The 13,499-nt window shown below is 55.7% G+C and carries 12 protein-coding genes; 4 read left to right on the top strand and 8 right to left on the bottom strand.

The features are described 5' to 3' along the window. Positions 1-2 precede the first annotated feature (2 nt). Both CIK74_RS00185 and CIK74_RS00190 read right to left on the bottom strand, forming a co-directional pair. Positions 3-779 carry an IS3 family transposase gene (locus tag CIK74_RS00185; RefSeq protein WP_141392808.1) on the bottom strand — a complete coding sequence of 259 codons (777 nt, stop codon included), beginning with the start codon at positions 777-779 and terminating at the stop codon, positions 3-5. Beyond that, complete coding sequence (locus tag CIK74_RS00190; RefSeq protein WP_170947675.1) at positions 737-1,048, bottom strand: transposase; 312 nt, start codon at positions 1,046-1,048, stop codon at positions 737-739. The genes CIK74_RS00185 and CIK74_RS00190 overlap by 43 nt, the downstream gene beginning before the upstream one ends. A gap of 138 nt (positions 1,049-1,186) precedes the next feature. Between CIK74_RS00190 and CIK74_RS00195 the strand changes: the two genes are divergently transcribed. Next, on the top strand, positions 1,187-2,524 hold the full coding sequence (locus CIK74_RS00195) for an MFS transporter (RefSeq protein WP_096253694.1): 1,338 nt from the start codon (positions 1,187-1,189) through the stop codon (positions 2,522-2,524). A 180-nt stretch (positions 2,525-2,704) separates the two neighbouring features. Here the strand turns inward: CIK74_RS00195 and CIK74_RS00200 are convergent, their stop codons facing one another. Then, positions 2,705-3,619, bottom strand: a complete 915-nt coding sequence (locus CIK74_RS00200; protein WP_096253695.1) for a BadF/BadG/BcrA/BcrD ATPase family protein — start codon at positions 3,617-3,619, stop codon at positions 2,705-2,707. Positions 3,620-3,835: 216 nt separating this feature from the next. On the opposite strand from CIK74_RS00200, the gene CIK74_RS00205 reads away from it, so the two are divergent. Continuing rightward, complete coding sequence (locus CIK74_RS00205) at positions 3,836-6,850, top strand: glycoside hydrolase family 38 C-terminal domain-containing protein (protein ID WP_096253696.1); 3,015 nt, start codon at positions 3,836-3,838, stop codon at positions 6,848-6,850. Positions 6,851-6,926: 76 nt separating this feature from the next. Here the strand turns inward: CIK74_RS00205 and CIK74_RS00210 are convergent, their stop codons facing one another. Together CIK74_RS00210 and purN are read right to left on the bottom strand one after the other, a co-directional pair. Further along, positions 6,927-8,375 carry an SDR family NAD(P)-dependent oxidoreductase gene (locus CIK74_RS00210; RefSeq protein WP_240520417.1) on the bottom strand — a complete coding sequence of 483 codons (1,449 nt, stop codon included), beginning with the start codon at positions 8,373-8,375 and terminating at the stop codon, positions 6,927-6,929. Positions 8,376-8,474: 99 nt separating this feature from the next. Further along, positions 8,475-9,044 (bottom strand): phosphoribosylglycinamide formyltransferase, encoded by a 570-nt coding sequence (purN, locus tag CIK74_RS00215; protein WP_096253698.1) that lies wholly within the window; start codon positions 9,042-9,044, stop codon positions 8,475-8,477. Between the two features lie 128 nt (positions 9,045-9,172). On the opposite strand from purN, the gene CIK74_RS00220 reads away from it, so the two are divergent. Continuing rightward, positions 9,173-9,694: a methyltransferase type 12 gene (locus CIK74_RS00220; protein ID WP_096253699.1), complete on the top strand. Its 522-nt coding sequence runs from the start codon at positions 9,173-9,175 to the stop codon at positions 9,692-9,694. A gap of 109 nt (positions 9,695-9,803) precedes the next feature. Beyond that, on the top strand, positions 9,804-10,439 hold the full coding sequence (locus tag CIK74_RS00225; protein WP_096253700.1) for a hypothetical protein: 636 nt from the start codon (positions 9,804-9,806) through the stop codon (positions 10,437-10,439). A gap of 24 nt (positions 10,440-10,463) precedes the next feature. Here CIK74_RS00225 and CIK74_RS00230 read toward each other — a convergent pair whose 3' ends face one another. Genes CIK74_RS00230 through hpaH form a run of 3 tightly spaced genes read right to left on the bottom strand, consistent with a single transcriptional unit; the run spans position 10,464 to position 13,435 of the window. Continuing rightward, a complete protein-coding gene (locus tag CIK74_RS00230; RefSeq protein ID WP_240520414.1) occupies positions 10,464-11,834 on the bottom strand; it encodes a DUF6350 family protein in 1,371 nt (456 codons plus the stop codon). Between the two features lie 21 nt (positions 11,835-11,855). Further along, positions 11,856-12,665 (bottom strand): HpcH/HpaI aldolase/citrate lyase family protein, encoded by an 810-nt coding sequence (locus CIK74_RS00235; RefSeq protein ID WP_170947676.1) that lies wholly within the window; start codon positions 12,663-12,665, stop codon positions 11,856-11,858. After that, entirely contained in the window at positions 12,650-13,435 is a 786-nt protein-coding gene (gene hpaH, locus CIK74_RS00240) for a 2-oxo-hept-4-ene-1,7-dioate hydratase (protein WP_096253701.1), read from the bottom strand. Before hpaH ends, CIK74_RS00235 begins: the two co-directional genes overlap by 16 nt. Between the last annotated feature and the right edge of the window lie 64 nt (positions 13,436-13,499).

The raw sequence follows: 13,499 nt of genomic DNA on the forward strand, positions 1-13,499 counted from the left end.
GATTAGCCGGTTAACAGGGAATCCCCGACGCTTCCGATTGAAGGAACTAATCCCTCAATTTCTAAGGTGTCGGTGTGACGGATCGAGGTATATTGCGAGCCAGCGTCCGAATGATGGAGAAGCCCCTTGTCAACTGGTCTTTTGGTGTGTTTTCGGCGCCATAAAGCCATCTTCAAGCACTGTTCCACGAAGGCGGTGTCTTTCACCGTGGAGGTTTCCCACCCGACGATGGCCCGTGAATACAGGTCGATCACCAATGCCACGTAGACGAACCCGGAATACACCGGCACGTAAGTGAAATCTGTGACCCAAATACGGTTAGGGGCACTGGCGCTGAAGTTCCGATTCAGTAGGTCGCCAGCTCGTTTGCCGTCCTTGCCAGGGATCGTGGTGCGGGTCTTACGTCCACGAATCAGGCCGTTCATGCCCTCGTCACGCATGAGTCGGTCAACGGTGTGTTTGGAGACCTCGGGGAAGCCGTTGCGCCGCAGCCAAGCGGTCATCTTTCGCCGGCCATAAAGGATTTCTGGCTTCGGTCTTCCTTTAGCGTCTAACACTTTGAGGCTGCGTAACGTGTCAATGACCTTGGCATCTTCAACTGCTCGCAGGGCCGGAATCCTTATTTTCCAGGCCCGGTAGGTTCGTGCGGCGACCTGCACGCCCTGCTCACGCAGGACGGCGCAGATCGACTCGACCGCATGCCCTTCGGCCCGCTGCTCATCAACGAATCGGCAGATTAGCGGCGGCGAGGGTCGAGTTCCCTCGCGAAGAAAATCGATGCAGCTTTCAAGATTTCGTTGGCTTCCTTCAAATCCCGATTCTCCGCCCGCAACGCCTTGAGCTCATCGAGTTCGGTAGTGGTTGGGCCGTCCTTCTCACCGGTGTCGACCTGGGCTTGGAGCACCCAGCGACGCAATGATTCGGGACCGACATCCAGCTTCGGAGCCAGAGCCTTGCACGCTGCATACACGGAAGGATATTCAGAGAGCCGGTCCACAACCATCGCTACGGCGCGGTCACGAACTTCGGCAGGATACTTCTTGGGCATGGTTTCTATCTTTCTCTCGAAAGACAGCGGCATCAAATCAGGGACGGTTCATAATGAGGTGCATGGGACTCAAGGTTTCGGTATGCTTCGTGGCGAACGTGCCACACTTTGTGAGGCCCATAGGAAAGGCTACTCAAGGTGCCAACTGCCACCATTCCCTCCGGTACACAAGTTGTGCAGGAACTGCCCTTTAAATGGAAGGTCCAGGGCACCATCTTCATCATCGGTGGCCTAGGTTTCATGTTTGATGCCTGGGACGTGACCCTCAACGGCGCCCTGATCCCATTGGTGGCCGCCGAATGGGGTCTGGATCGACCCACCGCAGCGTTGCTGGGAACCTCAAATTTGGTGGGTATGGCCATTGGCGCCTTCCTTTGGGGCGGTATCGCGGACAAGTACGGACGCAAGAATGCTTTTTCGCTGACCTTACTGATGTTCTCGGTATTTACCGTGCTCGGTGCGCTCTCCCCCAATTTTGGATTTTTTGTGGCCTTCCGGTTCCTCGCAGGAGTTGGCTTAGGCGGCTGCATTCCGGTGGATTATGCGTTAGTCGGGGAGTTCACGCCAGCAAAACTGCGCGGTCGGGTACTGACCGCAATGGATGGCTGGTGGCCTATCGGTGCCGCGTTGTCCTTCTTTGTTTCCGGATGGGTGATGGCTACGTCTGGGAACTGGCGACTCATTCTTGGGGTCATGATTCTGCCTGCGTTTATGGTGTTCTTGGTTCGGCTGAAAATGCCCGAGTCACCCTTGTTCCTCGCCGCAAAGGGTCGCGAGGCCGAAGCCCGTGAAGTCATCGATGATCTGGTGCGGCGTACCGGAGCGACACCACGGGACTACGCCATCGAAGCCATCCCGCCAGGCAAGGGCACCCGCTGGTGGGAGCAAGTTGTTGAATTGTGGCGTTATTCGGCAAAACTGACCGCAACAAGCTGGCTTTTGTTCATCACCGTCTTACTTGTCTACTACCTTGCACTGACGTGGCTGCCTACCATTCTGACCGAAGCAGGCATGGCGCAGTCCGCCTCCTTCTTCGCCACCGCGGTGATGGCGCTCATGGGTCTGCTCGGAGTGGTGGTTGCTGCCGTGCTGGTTGAGCGGGTAGGGCGCAAATGGTTGCTCGGAATCTCGGCACCACTCTCGGGATTGATCCTGGTTGTAGTGGCGCTCAGCCTTGACGCACCAGCCACCGCGGTAGCTTGGATTCTCGTCTTTGGTGTCATCGTGCAAATTGCTATCCCGGTGCTTTATGCCTATGTTTCCGAGCTCTACCCCACCGAACTGCGAGCTAGCGGCTTTGGCTGGGCTTCAACGATGTCGCGTTTTGCCGCTGGTTTTGGCCCACTACTTTTTGCTGCCTTGTGGCCAATCGTTGGACTGCTGTGGCTCTTCGCGGGGGCTACCGTGTTGGTCATCGTGGCCATGTTGGTGATGGCGCGTTTCGCTCCGGAAACTCGAGGGCTTCAACTGGACTAGCTGTGCTGGCAACCGCCGAGATCTTTGGACTGCCTTTGTCCCTAGGACACGTGGGCCGGTGAGGCCTTTGTTGTTGCTGTCCCCTACGGTGTGGATTGGTGCGACGATACCGGGACGAACAACCGAGTTGATGGTGCGTTAACGATCGCTCGCACCTCAATCGTCCTACCGAGCGAACCTTTAGGTATTACCGACTAATCCGGCCAGGAACGCCACCCCATAAACCGGACTTTGATCCAAGAATCGTAGGTCATGGAATCCTGCGGAACCTAGTTCCGCGCGTAAACGTTGCTGATAAATCCTCTGGTGTTCAATCACTCCCCCGCCAAGCACAATGGGTCCGGTGAGTTCTAGCTGTTTGGCGACCTCACTGATGCTTGCCACGACGTAAGTGGCGGCGCGATCAAGAATTTCTTCGGCCGCCGCATCTCCCGCAGTGATGGCGTCAAAAACTACCGAGGCACATTGCGCCCAGTATTCGCGAGTGGTTTGACCGTGAAAGAGCGCAATGAGTTCTTCCCGATGCTCGCAACCGCAGTGCTCTAGTAGCAGAGATGTCAGCACAGAACGCTGCTGTCCGCGGTTAAACTCATCCAAAGCATGGCGTACCGCTTCACGCCCAAACCAGTAGCCTGCGCCTTCATCACCTAAGAGATATCCCCAACCGCCGTAGCGAGCGGTTCGCTCAAAAGAGTTCACACCCCAAATTGCAGAGCCGGTACCGAGGATCACCGCAATTCCGGTCTGCGCGTAACCTGCGGCAAGGATCAGCCTCGTATCGTGCACGATACGCACCTCGGCTTTCGGAGCGAACCGTTCGATCAGCCCGCTCAGTGCCAGTTCATCGGCGTCCGTATCTATTCCCCCGGAGCCGGCAATTACCAAATCAACGGGCTCATCGCCGAGCGCAGTGAATGCTTCACGCAGCGCTTGTTGGGCTTGCTCCACGCTCACGTTTTGCACATTTGCGCTGCCGGTTCGAGCCTCGGCCACTACCTGATCTCCTAGGTAACGCACCGCATGGGTTTTAGTTCCGCCGATATCCAACGCGACTAAGCGCAGGGGTGCCACGGGGGCGGGATGTCTTAATTCCATGCAGTCGTCTACCGTCAAATCGTGGATGTCCTTGTTTCGTCTAATCTTGGCACATTTATTCATTGCCGGAGCAGGAAATATCATTACTTAACGGATACCTGATTTTCTCGAACCGGGCATGTGAGAGTGCGGTGGACACTGAATACGGCAACTTATTCGATAGTCTGAAAGCAAGCTTATTCTTCTCAAGGAACGTCGTTTCCGCGAAAGGCATTCATGCATGATGACATCTCTTTGACCACCGGGCGCGTCAAGCGCGTGCTCGATGAACGTATCCGCCCTATGGTCTACTCGGATTCAATTCCCTTAGAGGTGTCATGGCATGAGCTCACCGGCGAACCAATCCCGGCGTTAGAAGGCATTGCCCTGGATTACACAGAAACTCAGGTCGGCACCCAATGGGGCGCTGCCTGGGGTACTACGTGGTTTAAATTACGTGGTCAGGTTCCTGAACATTGGGCAGGACGCCGTGTGGAAGCCGTCATTGATCTCGGATTTGATATCAATATGAGCGGATTTCAATGCGAAGGGCTCATCTATCGTCCCGACGGCGTTACTATCAAAGCGTTGAACCCACGCAACCAATGGGTGCCGGTAAGCGAGAGCGCCGACGGTGGGGAGCAACTCGAGCTATTCCTAGAAGCAGCTTCTAACCCGGTACTTCTTGACTACCATCCCTTCCTGCCCACCGAACAGGGCGACATCCTCACCTCTTCTCCGCGCAAGCTCTACACCATCCGTCGCATGGACCTGGCTGTCTTCGAGCCAACAGTCCACGACCTAGTGCTTGACCTTGAAGTCTTGCTGGATCTGCAAGCCCAGTTGCCTGAGGGGCCGCGCCGCATGCAGATTCTGCAAGCGCTAGATAACTCGATGGATGTGCTGGATTTGCAGCACATTGTGCAGACCGCGCAGGCCGCGCGTGACCAGCTGGTTCAGGTACTGGCAGCACCGGCAGAACATAGTGCTCATAAGATTTCTGCCATCGGCCACTCGCATATCGATTCGGCATGGCTCTGGCCACTGCGCGAAACCATTCGAAAGGTCTCACGGACCTGCTCATCCATGGTGGAACTGCTAGATTACGATGAGGAATTCATCTACGGCATGTCGAGCGCACAACAGTACGCTTGGCTCAAAGAGCACCGCCCCGAGGTCTGGGAACGGGTGAAGAAGTCAGTAGCCGACGGACGTTTCCTCCCCTTGGGTGGAATGTGGGTGGAATCTGACACCGTCATGCCCTCGGGTGAATCCTTAGTACGACAGTTCCTCTACGGACAGAAATTCTTCCGTGACGAATTTGGCATCACTTCGGCAGGCGTCTGGTTACCTGATTCCTTCGGCTATTCTCCGGCGTTGCCGCAGCTAATGCGCCGGGCAGGATTTGAATGGTTCTTCACTCAGAAAATTTCTTGGAACCAACAGAACAAGTTCCCCCACCACAGTTTCCTTTGGGAAGGAATTGATGGCTCACGAATTTTCAGCCACTTCCCCTCGATGGATACCTATAATTCCCAGCTCTCCGGTGAAGAAGTTGCTAAAGCTTCCCGCCAGTTCCGCGAAGCCCGCGTCACCAACAATTCAATCGCACCAGTTGGCTGGGGAGATGGAGGTGGCGGAACCACACGCGAAATGACAGGCAAAGCCCGCCGTCTGGCGAACCTTGAAGGCAGCGCCATGGTGAAGTGGGAGCATCCAAATGACTTCTTCGACCGTGCGCAACAAGAAATGCCGTCTCCACCGGTGTGGGTCGGCGAGCTCTATCTTGAGCTTCACCGCGCGACACTCACCAGTCAGCATCAAACCAAACAGGGAAACCGTCGCACCGAGCAACTACTCGTTGAAGCGGAACTGTGGGCTGCGACGGCCAGCATTTATGCAGGCACTCAGTACCCTTATGAGCAGATCGATTCGCTGTGGCAAACAGTTCTGCTACATCAGTTCCATGACATCCTCCCGGGCACCTCGATCGCCTGGGTGCACCGTGAGGTCGTAGCGCGTTACGCGCAGGTTATCGAACAAGCTGAGGCGCTGATTGCCGCATCTCAGCAGGCACTTGCCGGTACCGGTTCAAGGACGCTGACCTTTAACTCAGCTCCCTACGAGCGCTCTGGGCTTCCTTTCGGCGCGGCCGGCGTAGTCGAAACGACCAGTGGCGAGGCAGTTCACGCGGTCCAGCAGAACAACGGATATCTGCTCGAAAATTCGCTCGTACGCATTTTTGTGACCTCCGAAGGGTTAGTCACCTCAGCGGTAGATTTGTCGACCGGACGCGATGTGATCGCCCAAGGACAAGAAGCGAACTTACTGCAGCTACATCAGGACTTCCCGAATATGTGGGATGCCTGGGATGTAGATAAGTACTACCGCAATCAGGTCACCGACCTGCGCGAGATTGAGTCGATTCAGCTTTCTCAAGATTCCGATGGAAGCGCGAAGTTGAGCATTGTGCGAAGCTTCTCAAACTCCAAGGTGGTGCAGGAACTGGTGCTGGCCCCTGGATCACGCACGCTGCAGATCACGCAGAGCACCGACTGGCATGAGGCGGAGAAATTCCTTAAGGTCGCCTTCCCGTTGGATATTCGTGCAGAGCACACCATCGCGGAGACCCAGTTTGGATATCACCAACGCGTCACACATGTGAACACCAGTTGGGAAGCTGCGAAGTTCGAGACCTCCATGCATCGTTTTGTACTTGCACAGGAAACGGGCTTCGGTGCAGCTCTGATCAACGATTCAATTTACGGTTTTGATGTCACCCGTGATTCCACCGAGGCCGGGATCTCAACCACGCTTAGGCTATCGCTACTGCGCGCTCCACGGTTCCCAGATCCGCATACTGACCAGGGCCTTCAGACTCACCGTTATGGGTTGGTCATTGGCGCCGATATCGCTTCGGCCACCGAAGCGGGTGCGCTGCTAAATAGCGCAGAGCATGTCATTAGCGGAGCTCGGTCTGTAGACCCATTGGTGCGCCTCGAAGGTGCGGGCCTCGTGGTGTCCAGCGTGAAGCTAGCTTCGGACCAGTCCGGAGACTTAGTAGTGCGCGTATACGAGTCACTCGGACGCAGAGCGCGCGGAACCCTGCAGATCAATACGCAGTTCACCTCTGTAAAAACTGTGACGCTGCTAGAAGACCCGTTGGCAGATGAAACAACCAAGGTAGTAGATGACGCTGTTCAACTGACCTTAGGCGCCTTCGAGGTACGAACCGTACGATTTAAACTTTAGGTTCAATCACCAAGAGAGTAGGGTTCCAGCCACCGGCTGGGACCCTACTCTCTTGGTCAGTTACGTCGGGTCTTACTCACCACGGGGACGGTTCGTAATCCTTGAGAAAACAGCCGTACAGATCAATACCGCGTTCGCCATCAACTATCGGCTGGTAAACACGTGCCGCACCATCGATCAGATCCAACGGTGCATGCCACCCTTCGGCCACCATACGAACCTTTGAATCGTGAGGCCGCTCATCGGTAATCCACCCGGTATCCACGGCAGACATCAAAATTCGATCGGTCTGCAGCATTTCTTCCGCGCTCGTGCGGGTGAGCATATTTAGCGAGGCTTTGGCCATGTTGGTATGCGGGTGGCCTGCACCCTTGTAGCGGCGCGAAAACTGCCCCTCCATAGCGGAGACATTCACAATATATTTACGGTGCGCGTCCGAAGCCGCTAGTGCCGGACGCAGCCTGGAGGCCAGCAAGAAGGGAGCGGTCACATTGCACAACTGCACTTCGAGCATCTCTAGAGCATCCACATTTCCAAGGATCTGAGTCCAAGAATTTTCGGTGACCACGTCGGGGACCAAACCACCAGCATCGATGGCAGTTCCAGCGCTGATGCGTTCTAAGCTTGCCGACCCAGCGGTCATCGCAGCCTCGGCGAGCGCTTGCGCGTCATAGTAGGAGTTTTCCGAAGCCGCGAGCAGCGCGGAGTCTTCGAGTCCCAGAGCGCTGGCTAGCGCCTTGGGGTGCTCGGACGGCGGGTTGGCTTCGCCCCAGATTTCAGGGCCACCCTGGGAAAATTCAAGTTCTGCAGGTAGTTGCTGATCTTCCGCTTCGATCAGGTGCTGATAGGAGTTCGAGGTGCGGCGCACCGTCTGAGCGGCGTTGTTGATCAAGATGTCTAAGGCCCCCTCGCCAGCAACTCGGTCAGCCAGCGAGATCACCTGGGCGGGGTCACGCAGATCAATGCCGACGATCCGCAGCCGGTGGATCCAGTGAGCAGCGTCTTCCACTGCGGCAAAGCGTCGGGCGGCGTCTCTGGGGAAGCGGGTGGTGATGGTCGTATGCGCGCCATCACGTAATAGGCGAAGCGCAATGTGCATACCAATTTTTGCCCGTCCGCCGGTTAGTAGCGCACGTTTACCACTGAGGTCTGCCCGAGCGTCTCGGCGTTCCCGGCCTGCAGCCGCGCACTCGGGACACAGGTAGTGGTGGAAGGCGTCAACTGTGGTGTACCGCCTTTTACAGATATAGCATCCGCGCGGTCGTAAGTACTCCCCGGCGGTAAGATCTTCGGTGCCGGAGCTCAGATCAAGGCCGAGGGTCTCGTCATCCAGGCGTTGTGGGGAGCCAGTGGCGGTGCGTTCAATGGCTGCGCGATCTGCCGCGGTGATCTCTGCGCGCTTTTGCGACTTCCGGTAACGCTTGGCTGCCTTGAACATATTGCTCGTGGCACGGCGCACAGCAATATGCCGCTCGTCTTCACTGGGAAGTCGATGCACTATCCCCAGGACTTTCAGCGCCGTCATCAATTCGGCGTCGGTGAAGAGGGGCTCATTGCCAGCCGGTTCGGCCAAGTCTGAATGTTCGCTCATATCGCCATCCATTCTACGTTGACCTACGGTTAGCTATTTGTTCCGAGCCAAGTCGCCTAGGGTGGCAATGAGCAGGCGGCGTTCGACCACTTTGATGCGCTCATGCAAGGTTTCTTCGGTGTCTTCATCTAGAACTGCCACGGATTCTTGGCGCAGAATCGGGCCGGTGTCCACCCCTGCATCGGCAATATGTACCGTGCACCCAGTGACCTTAACACCGTACGCAAGCGCGTCACGCACTCCGTGCGCACCTGGGAACGAGGGAAGCAATGCCGGATGAGTGTTGATGTAGGTACCGTCAAATGCGTTAATGAACTCTTCGCCTACGATGCGCATGAATCCCGAGGAAACCACATAGTCAGGCTGGTATGACTGGCATTTTTGAGTCAATGCGTGGTTCCATTCGGCACGGTCTTCGTAGTCTTTGAAATTAACCACAAATGTTTCGATGCCGGCAGCTTCGGAACGCTTGACACCGTAGGTCCCATGCTTGTCAGCACCAACCGCTGCGATCTCTACATCAGCTAATTCCTTGCTGGCGACGGCGTCGATAACCGACTGAAGATTCGAACCAGTTCCGGAGACAAGTACAACAATGCGCATAGTAGCTATTCTACGGTTCACGGTGCCCTCACTTTACATATCGCACGGCAGGTGAAGTAACAGTGCTCACACACGCCAATTCACTGCGCCTAGACTGTGCTCAAGAGCAACCAGCATAGGAGCTTGTCATGACCGAGATCATCCCAGATGAGAAGAACTGGACCTTCGTTCTGGAATCTATCTGCACCCAATGCCATCATGATGTGCGTGCGGTTTCCCCTGCACAGGTGATTGAGCAACTACCCCAGTTCGTTGACCGCTATTTACTTGCTTTACACCGTCCGCAAGCGAAAGTTCGAACCGACCCTGCGCGCTGGAGTGATCAAGAGTATGTGGTTCATGTCGCCGAGATGTTAATAACGATGACCGCACGCCTGAAGCTGATGACGAGCAAAGATGATCCGACCTTCCCTGATTGGGATCAGGATCAAGCAGCCGAAAAAGGTCACTACAACGAGCTGGATACCTATACAGCTGCCACCCGGTTGCGAACTTCTGCGTCGCTTTACATTCAGAATTTGGCGGCAATCGATCCGACTGCCTATTACCGTCAAGGATTGCGCTCAAATGGTGCCGCATTTACCGTCGCAACCCTAAACCAATATGCCTGGCACGACGTATTGCACCATATGTGGGACTTGAAGGCATAGAGATTTACTAGGTCATATTTATTTCATTCGATATTTTGGTTCGGCGAATCTCGGTGTTTAGACTTCTAGCTAGGCACCTAGTCCGTCACCGATCAAGGAACTGAAAAATATGAAGATTCGACACAGCGCTAAGGTCTTCGCGTTAACACTCACCGGCCTCATGATGGTTTCCGGGTGTTCTAGCCAGGATTCTAAAGTCGAAGAATCACAATCTCCACCTTCCGCGGCCGAGCTCATGCCGCGACTCGTTGACGAAGCGACCGACAAGGATCAACTTCCCGAAGGATTTGAGGCCAGCGGCACCTACACTGCGGACTCGCTACGCCACCTTGCCAATTCGGGATATGGAGAGCATTTTGTGGCGGAGGGCGAAGACGGTGAGCTGTGCCTGCTCACCGTCGCAGCTCCCAAGGAACAAGGTGTCGACCCCGAGGTTGCTTCGTCCACCTGTCCACCTGTTCAGCACGTGTTGGACAACGGCATTCTGTTAGAAGTCACCGGGGGTGAATCAAGCTTTGATGTTGTCAGCTACTTACTGCCACCGGATATTTCCGAGCAGAGCGCTACGGAAGCTATTAAGGAGCTGGTCCCCGACAATCACAGCGAGCTACGCCCTCCGGTCGAGATCATCTCCGCGGATTCAGCGGTCTTGCTCGTGATGACTTCGCAGACTTCTCAGCAACTTGGCGAGTTTCAGCTCCCGCGGGCCAACGGTGATTCGTTGACATTACGTCCGATCCGTTAATGCTTCGCCTACGCGTAAGAGTAGTTAGCCTTCCAGTACTGGATCGGTTTCGAACAGTGGTGCCACCAGATAGCCAATAGCTGTACCTAGTCCGATTTGTAATGCTAGGGCACCGGCCGTGACCCACATATGTGGCCCTAACTCGGTCAGCCTCCCTATGGCTAAAGAACCCGAGGACAGCCACGAACCGGCTAGACTCACCAGACCTGCAGCGATTCCGGTGAACACTGCTAAGCACAGTGTCGAGACGCCAAGCGAAAGAATGTTGAAGGGGATGCGACGGGCAAACCAATCCTCGAGGTGGTTTTCACCCACGCGAAGGAAGTACCAACCAGCAACGATTCCCGCGAGCACCGGCAACAACAGGAATAACCATTGATTTCCTGCCTCGCCCGATGGCAATGCGGCGAATAGCGGCATCGAAGGTAGCGGACCCACGGTCGTTTCGAGCGTTGAGAGGGTACTGCCAGCTCCAATGCTGAACCCGCCACCGCTAATCCAGGAAAGTACCCAGAACACGGCGTTCGGGATGAGTCCGAGCTGCAGTAAGGTGAGCGCGAAGGATCCGATAGGCCCTGGGCGCAGCTCTTGGTAAATATTTGCGACATCGGCCCAGTGCAAGCCTACGGTGATGCTCATGAGAATTCCGGAAATGGCTACCGCGGCCATATATCCAATGAACCCTGCCACGATCACGTGCCATACATAGGTTCCGGCCCATCGGCGGTGCGGGGAAATGCGCGAAATATGCGCCGCGACGTCTACACCGATCAGTCTGCCCCAAGAACCTGCTTCACGGCGTGCACCAAAAATCAGTCCGACAAAAGCGATGATCAAAGGGATAAACGTAGCCGATATGAGGTTGGCCTTGGCGTAAGAATTACTAGCCAAAAATGCCACTCCGGTGCCGATAGCTCCGTAGGTGATAAAGGCTCCGGCCAAACCTTGCCACAGCTGGTCGGTGTAGGAGGCTCTGGCGATACGCCGGCCGGCACGCCAACAAAAGATGAAGGGCAATAGGCTCAAGCCCAAAGGCAGCAAAGTTAATATACCTGAAACCGCGCTCGGGTCCGCTTCCGGACCGAGGTTTAGCACTTCAAGTGGCACCCCATGAATGAGAAGCCACAGCAACCCACCAAATTGCAGGATCGTCTCAAATGAATTTTCGAGGAATCCACCGCTGAAATACACCGCGACCAGAGGCACGGTTAACAGTGCCATGCAGAAAACGATGGACTGTACAATTTCGAATACACCCTGCAGGGCAAGAGGCATTGGCCATCCGTTGCGTAGACGCAACATCACGGCTTTCATGGGTTTCTTTTCGCGGCTCATCATCTTCAATGGTGCCACCATTGGCGTCGCCCGTTGAGAATCGACGCGCAACGGTGACACATCACCTCCCCGATGCAGGTATCAGTAGCTCGCTGGGGCGGAGCTTTGTGATTCACCCTTAAAACTTGCTGCGAGTGCCTCGGTAGCTCGGGCCAACAGTGCAACATCGGCACCGACGCCCACATAGTCGGCACCGGCTTCGATGTACTTGCGTGCGCTGGCTTGATCGAAAGCATTAACGCCTGCGTATTTTCCGGCAGACTTTGCGGCCTGAATCGATTTTATTACCCCGGCGACCACGTCTGGGTGGCCCTGTTGTCCAATAACCCCCATGGAGGCGGCAAGGTCTGACGGGCCGATAAAGATCCCGTCGATTCCTTCGGTGGCCACGATATCCGCAACATTGCTTACAGCCTCGGCCGATTCGATCTGCACCATCACGGTGATAGTCTCCGCCGCACGGGTGAGGTAGTCCGGTATGCGGTTCCAGCGGGCCGAACGAGCCAACGCCGAACCGACACCACGGACGCCCAATGGTGGGTAATTGCAGGCCGCTACCGCCGCTGCGGCTTGCTGCGCGTCATTAACCATCGGGATGATTAGTGACTGCACGCCAAGATCTAAGAACTGCTTGATAACTACCGGATCATTAACCGGCGGGCGAACCACTGGAATTGTAGGGTAACCGCGGACCGCCTGGAGCTGTGCAAGCACATTTTGCAGATCGTTTGGCGAATGCTCGGCATCAATGAAGAGCCAGTCAAAGCCGGCACCCGCACAGATCTCTGCATTTAGTGCTGAGGCAGAGCAGACCCAGATACCGGTTAAAGCATGATCAGCACCGCGCAAGGCGTCTTTCAGCGATGGGTCTGGCTCTACTCGAAATGACATGTCACTGTTCCCATCGGTCCGTAGTCGGCAAAGACTGTGTCATTTTCATTGACCCACATAGGTCGGGTGAATGAACCGGCCAAGATGATCTCTCCGGCTTTGAGTTTGTCTCCGTGTGGCGCGATTTTGTTGGCCAGCCAGTACACGCCGGCGGCCGGGTGGTTAAGCACACCTGCGGCGACGCCGGTTTCTTCCACCGTCTGGTTCTTGAAGAGAATGCCCGAGACCCAACGCAGGTCGATTGCATCAGGCTTCATGGGATTTCCGCCCATGACCATCGCACCCATGGCCGCGTTGTCGCTAATGGTGTCGACGATGGTACGCCCTTCCATCTCCACGCGAGCATCGAGGATTTCTAAGGCTGGAATGACATATTCGGTGGCTTCAAGTACATCGAAAATATTCGCGTTCGGGCCCTCAATATCCTTCTTCAGCTTGAAGGCAAGTTCCATCTCGACGCGTGCACCGGTAAAGTCAGACCATTTAAAACTGGCGCCCGAGTCGTAGAGCATGTCATCGAAGATGATCCCGTAATCTGGCTCGGTAATACCCGTAGCCATCTGCATGGCCCGCGAGGTCAACCCGATCTTGCGTCCTACGAGTTTGCGTCCGGCGGCTTCCGAGCGCTGACGCCAGAGGTTCTGGACGCGGTAAGAATCTTCCACCGTCATCTCTGGGTAGCGCGCAGTTAGTCGCGGAACCGGAGTGCGAGTGGCTCCTGCTTCGACAAGTTCATCGGCAATAGCCGTGATAGTTTCCTCGGATAGCATCGACGGCTACACCTTTCGCTTTCGAGTTACACCTGCGTGAGCACCGTGGATGATGTAGCTCACA

The sequence above is a fragment of the Glutamicibacter sp. BW77 genome (assembly GCF_002332285.1).
GTDB lineage: Bacteria > Actinomycetota > Actinomycetes > Actinomycetales > Micrococcaceae > Glutamicibacter > Glutamicibacter bergerei.

Bases quoted from the DNA above. Each gene is read 5' to 3' on its own strand.
- CIK74_RS00225 (WP_096253700.1), top strand. From the start codon at position 9,804: ATGAAGATTCGACACAGCGCTAAGGTCTTCGCGTTAACACTCACCGGC.
- CIK74_RS00205 (WP_096253696.1), top strand. From the start codon at position 3,836: ATGCATGATGACATCTCTTTGACCACCGGGCGCGTCAAGCGCGTGCTC.
- CIK74_RS00220 (WP_096253699.1), top strand. From the start codon at position 9,173: ATGACCGAGATCATCCCAGATGAGAAGAACTGGACCTTCGTTCTGGAA.
- CIK74_RS00210 (WP_240520417.1), bottom strand. From the start codon at position 8,375: ATGACGGCGCTGAAAGTCCTGGGGATAGTGCATCGACTTCCCAGTGAA.
- CIK74_RS00235 (WP_170947676.1), bottom strand. From the start codon at position 12,665: ATGTCATTTCGAGTAGAGCCAGACCCATCGCTGAAAGACGCCTTGCGC.
- CIK74_RS00200 (WP_096253695.1), bottom strand. From the start codon at position 3,619: ATGGAATTAAGACATCCCGCCCCCGTGGCACCCCTGCGCTTAGTCGCG.
- hpaH (WP_096253701.1), bottom strand. From the start codon at position 13,435: ATGCTATCCGAGGAAACTATCACGGCTATTGCCGATGAACTTGTCGAA.
- purN (WP_096253698.1), bottom strand. From the start codon at position 9,044: ATGCGCATTGTTGTACTTGTCTCCGGAACTGGTTCGAATCTTCAGTCG.
- CIK74_RS00190 (WP_170947675.1), bottom strand. From the start codon at position 1,048: ATGCCCAAGAAGTATCCTGCCGAAGTTCGTGACCGCGCCGTAGCGATG.